Consider the following 15,364-nt stretch of genomic DNA (forward strand, 5'->3'; position numbering starts at 1 on the left):
TCAATCGACTGCTTGGCAAACGATGGACTACGCATGATGGCGGCTTGCCAGCGCCTTCAAGCTGTCCCCCCTTCCCATATCTACGGAAAAGCCTGCGGCTTCAATCCGCAGCTCAAGGCAATGCCTGCACTGGGCGGATTCATCCCCCGTGCAGATTTTGTTGTTGTACAAGGCGTATTTCTTGCGGACGGCAACGGGTGACAGATTGGGCATGACCACATTGGCCCCGGCCTTCAGCGCCAACTCCCTGCCTTGCGGGTGTAACGTACCGAGCGCAGTCGTCGCGGGTATTAAGGCTTCGGGAAGGAATAGGCGGGCCAGCGCGACCATCACCAGCGTATCCTCCAGCGACCCGGCCTTCGCCTGAGCAAGCGGCGTCTTGTCATGGGGAATAAACGGGCCGATGCCAATCATGTCCGGGTTGAGCGCTAGGAGATAGATTAAGTCCTCCGCTAAATCCTCCGCCGTCTGGCCGGGCAATCCGACCATAAAGCCTGCACCCACTTGATAGCCGATCGATTGCAGTGTCTCCAAACATTGGCGCCGGTGATCAAAGGACATCGAAGGATGCAGTTCCTGGTACAACCTCCGGGAAGCGGTTTCATGACGCATCAAAAAGCGATCCGCCCCCGCTTCATACAGCAATCGGTAGGTGTCCGCCTCCCGCTCGCCGATGGATAAGGTGATGGCTGCATCCGGAAATTCGCCCTTGATGTCCCGAATTAAGGATGCCAGCAGATCGGCTGTATACCAGGGGTCTTCCCCGCTCTGGAGCACAAACGTGCGAAAGCCCAGCTCGTATCCTTCCCGGCAGCACTCGAGAATCTCTTCTGGGCTGAGCCGATAACGTTCCGCCTCACGATTCCCCGCCCGCAGTCCGCAATACAAGCAGTTCCGCCGACAGTAGCTCGAAAATTCAATCAAACCGCGCAAATACACCTTGTCCCCATAAGCCTGTTCCCGCCTGAGGCGGGCCAAGCGGAAGAGCTCGTTGCGCGTTTCCACATCCATATGCTCCAGTAGATCGACGAGCTCCACCTTGGAGAGCTCCCCCCGCGCATAGAGCTTGTGCACGAGCTGTTTCATCAGGCAATCATCCTTTGGAAAGACTGGATTATGGACCTTGGTATACCCTATGGCTGTCGTGAAAAATGATGAACGAAATAATTGTGAATATTTTCACTTTGTAAGCGTTTTAAATTGTCTTCGTTGATTGAATCACCCCGATTTCTTCATAGTGAGCTGCGACCTTAAGCGACGATAGGTCTGTTGTTAAGTGGGATGGTTACAGCGTCTGTTGGTGGCTTGATGATCCGAAGATGGTTAGTTCGATGGTTCGTTCAATGGAAAGTTGCTTGATCGTTAGGTGCGATTGTGATTCGTGGATGTGTGCCGCGTGCGCAGCGTCGATGATTTCGACATGAGGTTGACACAGAGGAGTTTTCTAAGAAGTGTATTTACTATATTACCATGAATTCACAGTTTGACTAGGACTTTTTTTACACTCTTGTGAGGTAAAAAAAAGAGCATGCCCCGAAGAAACGGAGCACGCTCTGAGCGTCACTATGTCAGGACCAGTCCAGACCGGTCTCTTTGGCGATCGGCTCTTCCTTGATTAAGGTATACATCGAAGCAGCTTCTTCCTTACGAGTCGTTTCGACCAGACGTTCGACGCGCACGGTCACCAGCTTCTGGCCGAATTGAACCGTAATTTCGTCGCCCACCTTCACCGTACTGCTCGGTTTGGATTCGCGCCCGTTGATCAGAACTCTGCCTTGTTCGGAGACGTCCTTCGCCACGGTGCGCCGCTTGATCAACCGCGATACCTTCAGGAATTTATCGAGACGCATTATTTTACAGCTTCTTTAAGTTTGTTGCCTGCTTTGAATGCTGGAACAGTGGAAGCTGGGATTTCGATTGTTTTGCCGGTTTGCGGGTTACGGCCCGTACGACCGGAGCGTTTGCGAGTTTCGAACGTACCGAAGCCGATCAGTTGAACTTTGTCACCGCTAGCCAGTGCATCGGTAATTTCACCGAGAAAACCATTCAATACGGATTCAACGTCTTTTTTCGTCAAACCGCTTTTGCTGGAAATGTTGTTGATCAGATCTGTTTTGTTCATTAATAATGCCTCCCAATAATTAAAGAAATAGGTGATACCTTGGCACTATAGGCTTCAGGCCTGCCTTCAAGCCTACCAAGCACCAGATGGTTATCTTTGTAAGAGTATTCTTGCTTGATTTGAAAAATCCTGCACTCTCAGGGAACTTTTTTTGCTTTTTTCGCAAAAAAACTGAAATTTAGTCCTTTTCTCCCATCATTCCCGTTCTTTCGACTTAGCTTCGTCCCATAATTTGTCCATTTCAGCTAATGTGCTGTCGCCAGGTGTTTTGCCCAGATCACGAAGCCGATCCTCCACATAATGGAACCGCTCCGTGAATTTGCGGATCGTCCGCGAGAGGGCTTGCTCCGGATCCACCCCGATATAGCGAGCCACATTCACCACCGAGAACAATACGTCGCCCAATTCCATCTCCTGCGCCTCGGCATCTTGCTTCTGCGCGACGGCTTCCCTCAGCTCGCGGATCTCTTCCTCCAGCTTAGACCATACCCCGTCGATGTCCTCCCAGTCGAATCCGGCCTTGGCCGCCTTCTTCTGAAGCTTGTACGCCTTCATCAAAGCCGGCAAATCGCGCGGCACCCCGCTGATGACTGATTGGCGTTCCGGCTGGATGCCTTTGCGTTTCTTCTCCTCGGCCTTCATCGCTTCCCAGTTGTTTAGCGCTGCCTCAGCATCCTCGGCACTCAAATTGCCGAAGACATGCGGATGACGGTAAATGAGCTTCTCATTTAGCTCCTGGATGACGTCATACACCGTAAAGGTGCCCGTCTCCTCCTCCATCTGAGAGTGGAGCATAATTTGCAGCAGCAGATCGCCAAGCTCCTCGCGCATGTGGTCGGGATCGTCGTCGTCGATCGTCTCCAGCACCTCGTAGGTTTCTTCGATGAGATTTTTGCGGATCGATTCATGCGTCTGCTCGCGATCCCATGGGCATCCGCCCGGGCTGCGCAATATCGACACGATCTCATGAAGCCGCTGGAAGCTGCGGTTACGCAGCGTATCGTCCTCGCTGGCTGGGACATAGACCAGGGACAGGTTCCCGTAACCCGTAATCCGATCCAGCTCAAACAGCGGAACGCGCTCGATCCGCTCTTGGCCCGCTACCCCAAGGGCATGTCCCACAACGACCGGATAATCGTCAGGCAGCAGCTCCATCAGCCCCAGCTTGACTTCTGAAGCGGTGATCTGGTCATAGACTTGTCCAATTAGCGTATGCCGTCTTGGGTCAATCGCTTCCCCTCGAACCTCCGAGGCGTCTACCAGGAGGAATCCTTCGATCGGATCAAAGCCCAGGCGAACAAAAGCCTCGTCCAGAAAGCTCTCCCCGCCGATGATATCGAGCGAGATTCCCTGCTCCGGACAGCGCTCCCGCAACAGCTTCACCGTCGCTTCGGCCACCTGGGGATGCCCGGGAACGGCGTACACGATATGCTCTCCCTCCTGACCTGCTTTGGCCCGCGCCAACAGTCTGGAGGCAATCTCCTCATAAACGGAAGGAAAATCGTCCTTCGCTTCGTACACCTCGTCAAACGAAGTAAAATGAACGCCCGTCTCCTCCAGCCAATCCACCACCGGATGGTCCTTCGTCCGGACGTAACGTTCTCCCGCCTCCTGCAGCCGCTTCAGGCTGCCTAAGGTCAGCCGGTCGGGATCTCCCGAGCCGAGGCCGACTACCGTAATGGTTGCGCTCATGTTATGCCTTTCACTCCCTGTCCGTTCAGCATGTTATTACTATACCATTGCTGGCGGTCAAACTGAAATTTTCTGCGCCACATCCGCGAAGTTCAACTTCGTACGGCCCTTGCGCCAAGGCGAAGCGCTATGGCAGCAGCCGCAGCTTTCGAAGCAGCGTCAGCAGCTTCGGGCCAACCCGCGGCAGGGCGCTCAGCTCTGCCGCGCTCAGCAGCCGGGTGCGCAGCACGGCTGCGACGAACACCGCTGCGCCAAGCAGCACGCCGAGCAGGCTCACCGCCGCGGCAACCCCGCGGCCCATCGGCAGCTCGGCGGCGGCGAGGCGCAGCGCCAGCACCGCGGCGGCCATCGCCAGCGCGGCCGCCGCCGGGCGCCCCAGCGCGTCCCGCAGGCGCGGACGCAGCTGGACCCGGCGCAGCAGCAGCGCGGCGTTCAACGCCGCTGCTGCGCCGTACGCGGCGACGCCGGCGATGGCGGCGCCGGTGATGCCAAGCTGCGGCACGAGCACCGCGTTGAACGCGGTCTTGAGCAATGCCGCAGCGAGCAGGTGCAGCGCCGGGGCGCGCACGTGGCCGAGGCCCTGGAGCAGGGCACTCGTCGCCGCGACCAGCGCGCCGGGCGCCGCCGTCCAGGCCACCCAAGCCAGGGTGGCCGATCCCGCCGCATCCTCGTACAGCATGACGTTGATAGGCGCTGCCAGCAAGGCCAGGCCCAGCGAAGCCGCAAGGCCGATCAGCCAGAACCAGCGCAAAGCCAGCTGCACCTGACGCCGAATCGCTTCGGTGTCTCCCTTCATCTGCAGCTCAGCCATCGCAGGCACAAACAACACCGACAGCGACGTCGCCAACATCGTGACGAGCTGAACCAACGGGATACCGCGGTTGTATATCCCGACCTGGGCCATGATCCGCAGCTCTTCCCCATGGGCGGAGAGCAGCCGCGGCAGCGTGAACGTATCCACCAGGCTGATCAGCGGCACCCCCAGCGAAGCCAAGCTGATCGGCAGCCCAACCTTGAGGAGCTTGGACCATTGCTGCCCTTTAGTCTGAGGCAACGGCGGATCGACCTCCGCCGAGGATTCAGCTTGCCGCCGCTGCCGTGAAGCACGGGTATAGCCCCGCCAATACAGCAGCATCACGGCAAGCCCTGCAGCTGCCCCTGCGGAGGAGCCGGCCAGTGCCCCGCCGGCAAGATCCGCATCAGCGGCTCCCACCCGGCTTAACGCCAGCAACAGGACGATCATCACCGTGACCCGAATGGCTTGCTCCACCACCTGAGAGACCGCCGTTGGCGTCATATTTTGATGTCCCTGAAAATATCCACGCAGCGCCGCAGCCACCGGAATGAGCAGCAGCGCGGGCGCCGCTCCGCGAAAAGCCGGAATCAACAAGCTGCTTCCGATGAGCTGCGATAAGATCGGAGCGCCAAAATAAAGCAACACCGCAAAGGCAACCCCCAACCCCAGCATCGTTGCCGATGCCAGTCGCAGCACCTCATTACGCTCCCTTTCCCATCCAGGGGCCTGGCGTTCCGCGATAAATTTGGCTACCGCCGCCTGAAATCCCGAGGTCGTGAGCGTAACTAACAGCGTGTACAAAGGGTAAACCGTATTATAAATGCCAAATACGCCGTCTCCCCCGATATTTTGCAGCGGGATCTTCTGCAGCATTCCAAGCAGCTTGGTAATCAGCGCCGCCGCGCTCAGAACGGCCGCTCCCTTGAGCAGCTTGGAGGATAGGCTTTCCTTCATTTCCATCATGGCAACCTACTTTGCTTTAACAGTCATCAGCATGTTTTAAAGCTAACAGGTTCCATTATAAGACGAAACGGAGGCTATCGCCATTTCCTAAGTTCAACACAAAAAAACTTACACATCCCTCTACGTTTCGGACGGACGGCGTCCGCCCCAAACAGCGGTGTGTGTAAGTTCCTCCATGCGTCTTGCAAATATTTTGCGTTCTTTCTACTGCTCCATCTGTTTTGCGAGAAAACCGGCAGCGGTCTCTGCCATTTTCGATTCCAAATCGGACATTTTTACAGCATCGTCCTTGTTCACAAGCACCACCGTCCCAATTGGGTCCCCGCCGGCAATAATTGGCGCTATTACAAACGAAGAGATGTTCTCTGGATGATCCTTCGTAATTTCGTACGACCCCGACTCGGTTTCCATGATAATCTTGCGGCCATCCATACTGCTTTCCAGCAAAGAGCTGATCTGCTTGTCCAGGTACTCCTTCTTGGAAGCGCCTGCGACAGCAATGATGGTATCCCGGTCAGAGATTAAGGTAATATGGCTGGTGCTCTCATACAGCGACTCCGCATATTCCTTGGCAAAATCGCCCAATTCTCCAATTGGCGAATATTTCTTCAAAATCACTTCTCCATCCCGGTCCACGAAAATTTCGAGCGGATCTCCTTCCCGAATCCGCAACGTCCGGCGGATTTCCTTAGGAATAACAACACGGCCTAAATCATCGATACGGCGTACAATACCAGTAGCTTTCATTTCACTTGATGCCCCGCTTTCTTAGAAGTTTTGAACTACGGCTTGATTTTTTAAAGCTTCACCTAATCGGACTTTATACGTAATCTGCGGCTTACGCAGATGTATGCGCCATAAGCTTCGCCAAAACGAGCGGCCGAAGGTGGGGACAGGGATGGCTTGTTCTGTGATTCTGACCATAGTATTCATCCCGGGCGAACACCTTATTCATCATAATGAACCATGATTTTTAACCGTTGGATGTGTATAAGGAGCCGCAAGGCCGTCCGCACAAAGAAGCAGCACGGACCTCCCCGCGCTGCTTCTAAGCTCTGCTTTATTTGCTCGTATTCCCGCTATTGGAACCGGCATTGTTGGCAGCTCCGTTGCTGTCCGTTCCGGCATTCGTACCTTCATTCGTTCCTGCATTGGTGCCATTGCCCGCATTGGTGTCTGTTCCCGCGCCATTTTCGCCGGTATTCGTCTCCACTTTAGGCAATTCGATCTTCTTGATGATCTTCTTCTCCAGATCCCCTGCCATGAACTCGTCCAATTTGTTCGAAGCCAGCGTCGTTTGGATCATGTCCTTCTCTTCTTGGGTCAGATCCTCGAATTTCTTCTCGGTCCGAGATTCCACGCGGATGATGTGGTACCCGTATTCGGTCTTCACAGGATCGCCGATTTCGTTCAGCGGTTGGGTCAAAGCCGCTTGTTTGAAAGCTTCTACCCAGTTGCTCACTTCCACGTTCTCGTACAATCCGCCGTTATCCTTGGAGCCTGGATCTTCGGAGTACTGTTTCGCCAACGCAGCGAAATCTTCACCCTTGTCCAGTTTCGCTTTGACTTCCTTCGCCAGCTTGAGCGTTTCCTCTTCCGTCCGCTCTTTGCCGTCTGGATCAGTGAAGTTAATCAGGATATGACGAACGGAAGCCGTCGTATAATCCTGTTTCGTCGCTTCGAATTCCTTCTTCACGTCATCTTCAGAGATCTTCTGCATTTCGCCTTCCATCACGGTATAAATCCGAACCATGTAGTCCTTGAATTCGGCCTCGGATACCTTCTGGGCGTCCAGCATTTTCTTAAAGTTATCTTCGCCGTAGGACGATTTCATCAAATCAAATTGCTCCTCGGCTTTCTTCTTACCGGCTTCCTTCGTCTTCGCGTCGGCTTTGGCTTCAAGATACTCATAGGCGATCTCTTGCTTCACCAAATATTGACGGAAGTCTTCCATCTGCATGAATTGTTCCATTTGCGGCTGAAGGGCAAGCACGATCCGCTGCTCGCGGTCGAATTCGTTCTCCGTAATTTCGCCGCCATCGTACGTCGCAATCACCTTACTCGTATCGTTTCCTCCCGAGCTTGCATCCTTCTTGCCGCATCCCGCCATAACGGAAAAAGCCAATACCGCTACAAGCCCAATCAGCAGCATTCTCCATGAGCGCCTTTTACTTTGAAACATTCTGTAGTTCCCCTTTCGCTTTGAACGCATCCTTCAGGGCGCCGAGAAACTGCTCCAGCAAGCCCATCATTTCTTTGTCGTCCATTCCCTTGGTATTTATCCGGATAAGCATCACGGATCCTTGACTAAATTGTACACGTCTTCCGAACAGATTGCCAACTTCGGCAAGCTTGCTTGGAACGATGGCTTGTTCCTGACCCTCGTAGAACTTGATCGTCACTTCTTCGCCCCGCAGTGTCATCGACTCGATGCCATACTGCTTGCCATACAGCTTGACGCGGGCAACCGCCAGGAGATTCTGCACGGCGTCCGGCAGTTCCCCGAACCGGTCGAGCAACTCGTCCTCCAACTCGGCCACGTCGTCAAACGTCTGCACCGAGGCGGTCTTCTTGTAGATCTCGATCTTCTGAATGCTGTCGTAGATGTAATCCGACGGCAAATACGCGTCGATGCCCAAATCGATCGTGGTGTTCCAAGTCGCCTCTGCCGGCGGCGTCTCTCCGAGCATCGTAATTTTCCGCTTCTGAATTTCTTCCGCCAGCATCTGCGAATACAGATCAAAACCGACAGAAGCGATGAAGCCGTGCTGTTCCGCACCCAGCAAGTTCCCGGCACCGCGGATGGCTAAGTCGCGCATCGCAATTTTGAAGCCGGAACCGAGCTCCGTAAATTCCTTAATCGATTGCAGCCGCTTCTCCGCTACTTCCGTTAAGGACTTATCCTTTTGATAAGTAAAATAAGCATAAGCGATCCGGTTGGACCGTCCGACACGGCCGCGCAGCTGATACAGCTGGGACAAGCCCATCTTGTCAGCATCATGCACGATCAGCGTATTGACGTTCGGAATGTCCACCCCGGTTTCTATGATACTGGTGCTGACCAAGACATCGTATTCCCCGTCAAGAAAATCGAGAATCGTCTTCTCCAGCTCCTGCTCCGACATCTGACCATGACCCACAACCACTCGCGCTTCCGGCACGAGCATCGAGATTTGGGCAGCAATTTCATGAATCCCCTGCACGCGGTTATACAGGTAATAAATCTGGCCGCCCCGCGCCATCTCCCGTTCGATCGCTTCGCGCACGAGCGATTGACTGTGCTCGACGACATACGTCTGCACCGGGAACCGGTTTTCCGGCGGTGTTTCAATTACCGACAGATCCCGTACGCCCAGCATGGACATATGCAGCGTTCTCGGAATCGGAGTTGCCGTCAGCGTCAGCACGTCCACGTTGGTTTTCAGTTTCTTTAACTTCTCTTTATGGGTAACGCCAAACCGTTGCTCTTCGTCCACGATCAGCAGTCCCAAGTCTTTAAAGACCAGATCCTGCGACAAAATGCGGTGGGTTCCGATGACGATATCCACCGTGCCTTGACGAATCCCTTTGATGGTTTCGTTCTGCTCCTTGCGGCTGCGGAAACGGCTAAGCGTCTGAATGTTGATCGGATAGCCGGCAAACCGCTCCCGGAACGTCTCATAGTGCTGCTGTGCCAGAATCGTCGTTGGGACAAGCACCGCAACCTGCTTGCCTTCAATCGCTGCCTTAAAGGCCGCGCGAATGGCAACTTCGGTCTTGCCATAACCAACGTCACCGCACAGCAGACGGTCCATCGGACGGCTTTGCTCCATATCTTTCTTGATTTCCTGAATGGCTCGCAGCTGGTCTGGAGTCTCCTCATATGGGAACATCGCTTCGAATTCCTGTTGCTCCGGCGTGTCCTTCTCAAAAGCATACCCCGGAGCTGCTTGCCGTTCTGCATACAGCTTAATCAAATCGTCGGCAATATTTTGGACGGAGGAACGGACTTTGTTCTTGACGCGATTCCATTCGTTACCGCCCAGCTTGTAGATCTTCGGTTCCTTGTCCTCAGAACCTACATATTTCTGAATCATGTCGATCTGTTCGATCGGCACCGACAGCTTGTCACCGCCGGCATAGAGGATATGCATGTAATCCTTGTGAATGCCGCCGACCTCCAGCGTACCGATGCCCATGTATTTCCCGATCCCGTGGTTCTGGTGAACGACGTAATCGCCAACCTTCAGCTCGGTATAGCTCTTGATCCGTTCGGCATTGTCCATGCTCTTGACGACACGGCGCGCTTTGCGCTGCTTCTGGGAGAACATCTCGCCTTCAGTTATCACAACGAGGTGTACCGAAGGCAGTTCGAAGCCGGACTGCAGGTTGCCTTGCAGCAATTGAGGTTCTTCAATGCCGTAATCCTGCAGTACCCGCCGCATCCGATCCATGCGCTCTTCGGTGCTGGCCAGCATGATGACATGAGCACCGCTCTTTTTCCAACGCTCCATCTCCGCCTTCAGGACATTCATTTGCCCATGGAAATCCTGCATCGCCCGCGTCACGAAATTCACGATATTCTGCGGCTGGGAATGCGGGACTTGACGCAGGAACAGCGACAAGAACAACGTCTGGAACGGACGATGGTAGATCAGATGATCTACGTCCACCGCAAGCGGCAGGTCAGGCAGACTCTTCCCGTTTTGGTATAGGTGCAGATTCCATTCCGCCTCATCGCGTTCCAGCTGCTTGGCCGTCTCCAGCAGGCGCGACGGTTCGTCCAGCAGAAGCAGCGTATCTTCTGGCATGTAGTCATACAACGTTTTTCGCTCTGGATAGATCAAAGAAATATATTTATAAATTTCCGAAAAATAAACATGCTCGCGCAGCATTTCGATTTCTTTGTACATCTCTTCGCGGAGACGGTTCTTGGCCTGGCGATCGGTCATCTTGTCCAGCTGGATCTCCAGCTTCTCCGAGAGCGCCTGCGCTGCCTGGCTCATCCGTTCCTTCGTTGCAATCAGTTCCTTGCAAGGTGGAATGAACACTTCCTTAATCTGGTCCACCGATCGCTGATCCGCCGGATCAAAGGTCCGGATCGAATCCACTTCATCATCAAACAGCTCCACCCGGTAAGCCATGGACGCTGTGAGCGGATAGAAGTCGATAATCCCCCCGCGCAGGCTCATTTCGCCGCGGGATTCCACCCGTTCGACCCGCTCATAGCCTAGCTCGACCATTTGCGTCATGAACCGCTCCAGTTCCAGCGTGCCTCCGAGCCGGACGGTCAGTCCTGCTTCGGCCATAGCTTCCGGCGTAGGGATATAGCGGCGAATACCGGAATAAGGCACCACCACAATGCCTCGGAATCCCCGGGAGCATTGCAGCAGCACCTCGATCCGCTGGGCCAGCGTTTCCGGGCTGGATACCGCCGATTCGGCAGCAACCAGCTCATTCGCCGGGTACATCAGCACCTGATCCGGTGATAGCGCTTCCTGTAAATCTTCATACATTTTCTGTGCGGAGAACATATTGTGGGTCACGACGAGAAGCGGTCGCTTCGTTTCCTGATGCAGCGCGGCTAGCATCACTTGCCTGGATGAACCCGACAAGCCGGAAATCAACTGCTCCTTCATGCCCGACTGAATGCCCGCAACCGTTGAAGCAAAATCGGTATCGCGTGAAAAAGCTTGAATAAGTGCTTGTAGCAAATGAGGCACCTCTCTTACTGCTGATGGATAGAAATCTATGGCTAGACGAAAAAGGGTAAGTCCAGCTTACCCGAACCAAAAAGGAGCCTCAGCAACGTGCCAAGGCTCTATAACCGTATATTCCGGTAAATTTGTCCGTGTTCCTCGTAGCTTGTAATTTACTGCAAAGGATTCGTGAGCAGCATCAGTTCCGGGTTATGATCAAAGGCTTCCTTGCAATAGTCGCAAGTCACCCGGACCGTCATTTCGCCATTTGAATCATACGCTATTATATCTCTCCGCTCATCGGGGGTCAAGGAATGCAAGCCTAATTGGGCTTCTGTGACTTGAGGCGATTCGATTCTACCAATCACCGTCCGGCAGTGCCGACAAACATAGTTTACAGCCATCTATATGCCTCCTGAAGATTCTTTATGTCTCCAGTATGCCCAAGCAGACGGCTTTTAGCCTATCGGCCTTTGAAAGATTAACCCCTTTAGCCGTTGAACTTCGCCATCGTTTGTTCGAACGTATGATCCAGGCTGTATTCCAACGCATCGCAGGCCGCTTGAATGGACTGATCGAGCAGCGGCTTATCTTTCTTCGCAAAAGGCGACAGGACATAGTCCACGATCGCATACCCGGGTTCCGGCCGCGAAATGCCCATCCGGATTCGGTTAAACGTCTGCGTGCCGATATGTTGAATGATCGACTTGATGCCGTTATGCCCGCCGGCACTGCCTTGATATCTCAGACGATTGCGTCCCAACTCAGTATCGAGGTCGTCGTACACCACGATCAGATCTTCGATCGACGCCTTATAGTAGTCCATATAAGCGCGCACCGCTTCGCCGGATAAATTCATGTAAGTCATCGGCTTAATCAGCACGACTTTCCCGCCTGGCAGCATCCCTTCTCCAATCAAAGCCTTGCATTTACTCTGCTTGATCTCGATGCCATGCCGGCGCGCCAGCTCATCCACGGCCATAAAGCCGATATTGTGCCGGGTTTTCTCATATTGGGCTCCCGGATTGCCGAGCCCTACGATCCACTTCATGGGTCATGTCCCTCCAAACTCCAACATATCTATAACAATAGACCGCTTCTGGTGCTTGATTGTTCATAAAACTAATTATACTTTAAGAAAGATGCGAATTAGCTGGAAAAAGTACCGTTAATTTCGACGTAAACTGGCTTTTTGAGCAACTAACGGTAAAACCTGCCGTTAATTTCAGCGTAATTGCTGCTTTAGCTGAAAATCCCCAAAATTAACTATACATTTTCACCTGAAACCTTCGTTTCCGCCAAAATTAACGGTAGAAATTCCAGTTAGTTTGTATTTTTCGACGGGGAGTGCCCCTAAAGGGGAAGCGTCGCCCTCGTAAGAACATTTCTACACGGATGCTTGCTTTCGCCCAACGCTAACGCTCAACCAAGTCCGCGCAACTCCGTTTTCCCCAGCTTCTCCATCGGCCCGCCAATACACCGATAGGGGTTACGTCCCCGATTGGGAGGACGCAACCCCTGGTGTGGCAGTGACCATTTTATTCGATCTCGAACAGCTTGCTGATCGACAGCTCCTCGTGCACGCGAATAATCGCTTCGCCCATCAGCGGAGCGACAGACAGCACTTTGAGCTTGCTTGTCGGATTCGGATGTGTGATCGGGATCGTATCGGTCACGATCACTTCCTTCAGCGGAGAGTTTTCCAGACGTTCCATCGCCGGACCGGACAAGACAGGGTGCGTACAGCAAGCGTACACTTCTTCTACCCCGCCTTCCTTGAGCGCGTTGGCACCAAGGACAATCGTACCGGCGGTATCGATGATGTCGTCGACGAGAATCGCAGTTTTCCCTTCGATGTTCCCGATAATGTTCATGACTTCGCTGACATTCGGTTCTGGACGGCGCTTGTCGATGATCGCCAGCGGAGCGTTCAGGAAATCCGCCAGCTTACGGGCACGTACCACCCCGCCATGGTCAGGCGAGACGACAACCGGATTCGCGATATGCTTGGAACGGAAATACTGGGCCAAGATCGGCACGCCTAGCATATGATCCACCGGGATATCGAAGAAGCCTTGGATCTGCATCGCATGAAGGTCCATCGTAATGACCCGATGTGCGCCGGCTTTCTCGATCAGATTGGCAACCAGCTTCGCCGTGATCGGATCGCGCGAACGGGCTTTCCGGTCTTGGCGGGCGTAACCGTAATACGGGATAACGACATTAATGCTCTTGGCCGAAGCTCTTTTCAAAGCATCCACCATCACGAGGAGCTCCATCAAGTTATCGTTGACAGGTGCGCAAGTCGATTGCACCACATAGACGTGGCAGCCCCGAACGCTTTCGGACAGCTTGACCTGTATTTCGCCGTCACTAAAGCTCGTCGTCTCCGATTCGCCCATCGGAATGCCGATATAGTCAGCGATTTGATGAGCCAATTTCGGATTGGAGTTACAGGTGAATATCTTTAATTTAGAATCACAATAAGTCATAAAATTAAAACCCTCCGTGCTGTGTAGATAGCGTCAGGGAGTCTCTTAAACAACCCGCCTTCACAGCTACCCCGTCTATTCAAATGGTCACTGCAGATCACTGCATTTGAAATTAAGATTGTTGCTGTCTTTCCTTCTTCGCTTTCGCCCGGGCACGAATCTTCTCGGCATAGCCGGGTTTATTCTCCTGCCGGGTTCTGGCAATAGCAAGATCATTGTCCGGAACCGATTGCGTAATCGTGGATCCGGCAACGACATAAGCGCCTTTGCCCACCTTCACCGGAGCGATCAAGTTGACGTTACTGCCGACAAAGGCATCGTCCTCAATCTCCGTAATGGACTTATTATAACCATCATAGTTCACTGTTATCGCGCCGCAGCCAATATTCACGTTCTTACCAACCTTCGCATCGCCGATATAGCTGAGGTGCGAGACTTTGGAGCCTTCATCGAGGGTTGCATTTTTGATTTCAACAAAATCGCCAACCTTCACATGTGCTCCGAGCTTCGCCCCTGGACGCAAATAAGCGAAAGGACCAACTGTCGTCTCCTGGCCGACTTCCGCCTGGCTCAGCACCGACTGTTTCACCTTCGCGCCGTTTTGGATCACGCTATCTTCGATTTCTGCAGCTGGCCCAATCACGCAATCTTCGCCGATGGATGTTTTCCCGGATAGAACGGTACCTGGATAAATTACGGTATCCGCTCCAATGGTAACATCGGCCCCGATGTACGTAGAAGCTGGATCAATCACCGTTACACCGTTCAGCATATGGCCCCGCACGATGCGTTCCCGCATGACGGCTTCGGCCTCCGCCAAGGCCACTCGGTCATTGACGCCAATCGATTCGCGTACGTCAGCTACCGCATAACCTTCGACGACTTCGTTCGCCTGCACCAAAATGCCGATCACATCGGTAAGATAATACTCCTGCTGCGCGTTGTTGTTCGTTACTTTCTCCAGTGCAGCAAACAATTTGGCATTATCAAAGCAATAAGTGCCTGTGTTAATTTCCTGCACGGCGGCTTCCTCCGGCGAGCAGTCCTTCTGTTCGACGATCCGTTCAACCGTTCCGTTAGCTCCGCGGATTACTCGACCGTAACCATACGGTTGTTCCATCACCGCTGTCAGTACGGTTGCTGCCGCTCCCTTACGTTGATGAAGTTCGAAAAGAGCTTCCAGTGTTTCCGCCGTAACCAAAGGGGTATCGCCACAAATAACCAGTGTGACTCCTTCTTCTCCCGCCAATAATGGCCCGGCCTGCTTGACGGCATGTCCGGTTCCCAGCTGTTGCTCCTGCAACACGTATTCCGCCGATGAACCCAAATAGGATTTTACAGCTTCAGCTCCATGGCCTACAACGACGATGCTGCGTTCGCAACCTGCTTCTTGAACCGCATTCAGTACATGCCCAACCATCGGTTTGCCGCAAACGGGGTGAAGCACCTTATAGAGCTTGGACTTCATCCGTTTCCCTTGGCCTGCGGCAAGAACGATCGCTAATCTCTTCAAGTCCCCGGCCTCCTTCTCACTTTTAAAAAAAAGAAGTATTTCTCTCTCTCTCATTAAAACTCATTACTGAATATATCTCATTTAGGGCAAAAAGAAAAGGGAGCCATG

12 protein-coding genes are annotated in these 15,364 nt (G+C 53.5%); all 12 read right to left on the bottom strand.

What is annotated here, in order from left to right:
* Nucleotides 1-27: 27 nt before the first annotated feature.
* Nucleotides 28-1,086: a [FeFe] hydrogenase H-cluster radical SAM maturase HydE gene (gene hydE, locus C812_RS21250; protein WP_016314695.1), complete on the bottom strand. Its 1,059-nt coding sequence runs from the start codon at nt 1,084-1,086 to the stop codon at nt 28-30.
* 482 nt (nt 1,087-1,568) lie between these two features.
* Entirely contained in the window at nt 1,569-1,850 is a 282-nt protein-coding gene (locus C812_RS21255) for an RNA-binding S4 domain-containing protein (protein ID WP_016314696.1), read from the bottom strand.
* On the bottom strand, nt 1,850-2,122 hold the full coding sequence (locus tag C812_RS21260; RefSeq protein ID WP_009226339.1) for an HU family DNA-binding protein: 273 nt from the start codon (nt 2,120-2,122) through the stop codon (nt 1,850-1,852). The genes C812_RS21255 and C812_RS21260 overlap by 1 nt, the downstream gene beginning before the upstream one ends.
* A gap of 195 nt (nt 2,123-2,317) precedes the next feature.
* Entirely contained in the window at nt 2,318-3,814 is a 1,497-nt protein-coding gene (gene yabN / locus C812_RS21265) for a bifunctional methyltransferase/pyrophosphohydrolase YabN (protein WP_016314697.1), read from the bottom strand.
* Between the two features lie 127 nt (nt 3,815-3,941).
* Nucleotides 3,942-5,564, bottom strand: a complete 1,623-nt coding sequence (locus C812_RS21270; protein WP_036626343.1) for a putative polysaccharide biosynthesis protein — start codon at nt 5,562-5,564, stop codon at nt 3,942-3,944.
* A 213-nt stretch (nt 5,565-5,777) separates the two neighbouring features.
* Nucleotides 5,778-6,320 (bottom strand): stage V sporulation protein T, encoded by a 543-nt coding sequence (gene spoVT, locus C812_RS21275; RefSeq protein ID WP_016314699.1) that lies wholly within the window; start codon nt 6,318-6,320, stop codon nt 5,778-5,780.
* A 313-nt stretch (nt 6,321-6,633) separates the two neighbouring features.
* Nucleotides 6,634-7,755: a peptidylprolyl isomerase gene (locus C812_RS21280; RefSeq protein WP_036626302.1), complete on the bottom strand. Its 1,122-nt coding sequence runs from the start codon at nt 7,753-7,755 to the stop codon at nt 6,634-6,636.
* The gene (gene mfd, locus C812_RS21285) at nt 7,742-11,266 is read right to left on the bottom strand and encodes a transcription-repair coupling factor (RefSeq protein WP_016314701.1); all 3,525 of its coding nucleotides are present in this window, start codon (nt 11,264-11,266) and stop codon (nt 7,742-7,744) included. The genes C812_RS21280 and mfd overlap by 14 nt, the downstream gene beginning before the upstream one ends.
* A 158-nt stretch (nt 11,267-11,424) precedes the next feature.
* On the bottom strand, nt 11,425-11,655 hold the full coding sequence (gene fin, locus C812_RS21290; protein WP_016314702.1) for an anti-sigma-F factor Fin: 231 nt from the start codon (nt 11,653-11,655) through the stop codon (nt 11,425-11,427).
* 86 nt (nt 11,656-11,741) lie between these two features.
* Nucleotides 11,742-12,302, bottom strand: coding sequence for an aminoacyl-tRNA hydrolase (gene pth, locus C812_RS21295; protein ID WP_016314703.1), 561 nt, complete (start codon nt 12,300-12,302; stop codon nt 11,742-11,744).
* A gap of 487 nt (nt 12,303-12,789) precedes the next feature.
* On the bottom strand, nt 12,790-13,743 hold the full coding sequence (locus tag C812_RS21300; RefSeq protein WP_009226347.1) for a ribose-phosphate diphosphokinase: 954 nt from the start codon (nt 13,741-13,743) through the stop codon (nt 12,790-12,792).
* A 112-nt stretch (nt 13,744-13,855) separates the two neighbouring features.
* Nucleotides 13,856-15,256, bottom strand: a complete 1,401-nt coding sequence (gene glmU, locus C812_RS21305) for a bifunctional UDP-N-acetylglucosamine diphosphorylase/glucosamine-1-phosphate N-acetyltransferase GlmU (RefSeq protein WP_016314704.1) — start codon at nt 15,254-15,256, stop codon at nt 13,856-13,858.
* Nucleotides 15,257-15,364 lie beyond the last annotated feature (108 nt).

Source organism: Paenibacillus barengoltzii G22 (assembly GCF_000403375.2).
GTDB classification, from domain to species: Bacteria; Bacillota; Bacilli; order Paenibacillales; family Paenibacillaceae; genus Fontibacillus; species Fontibacillus barengoltzii.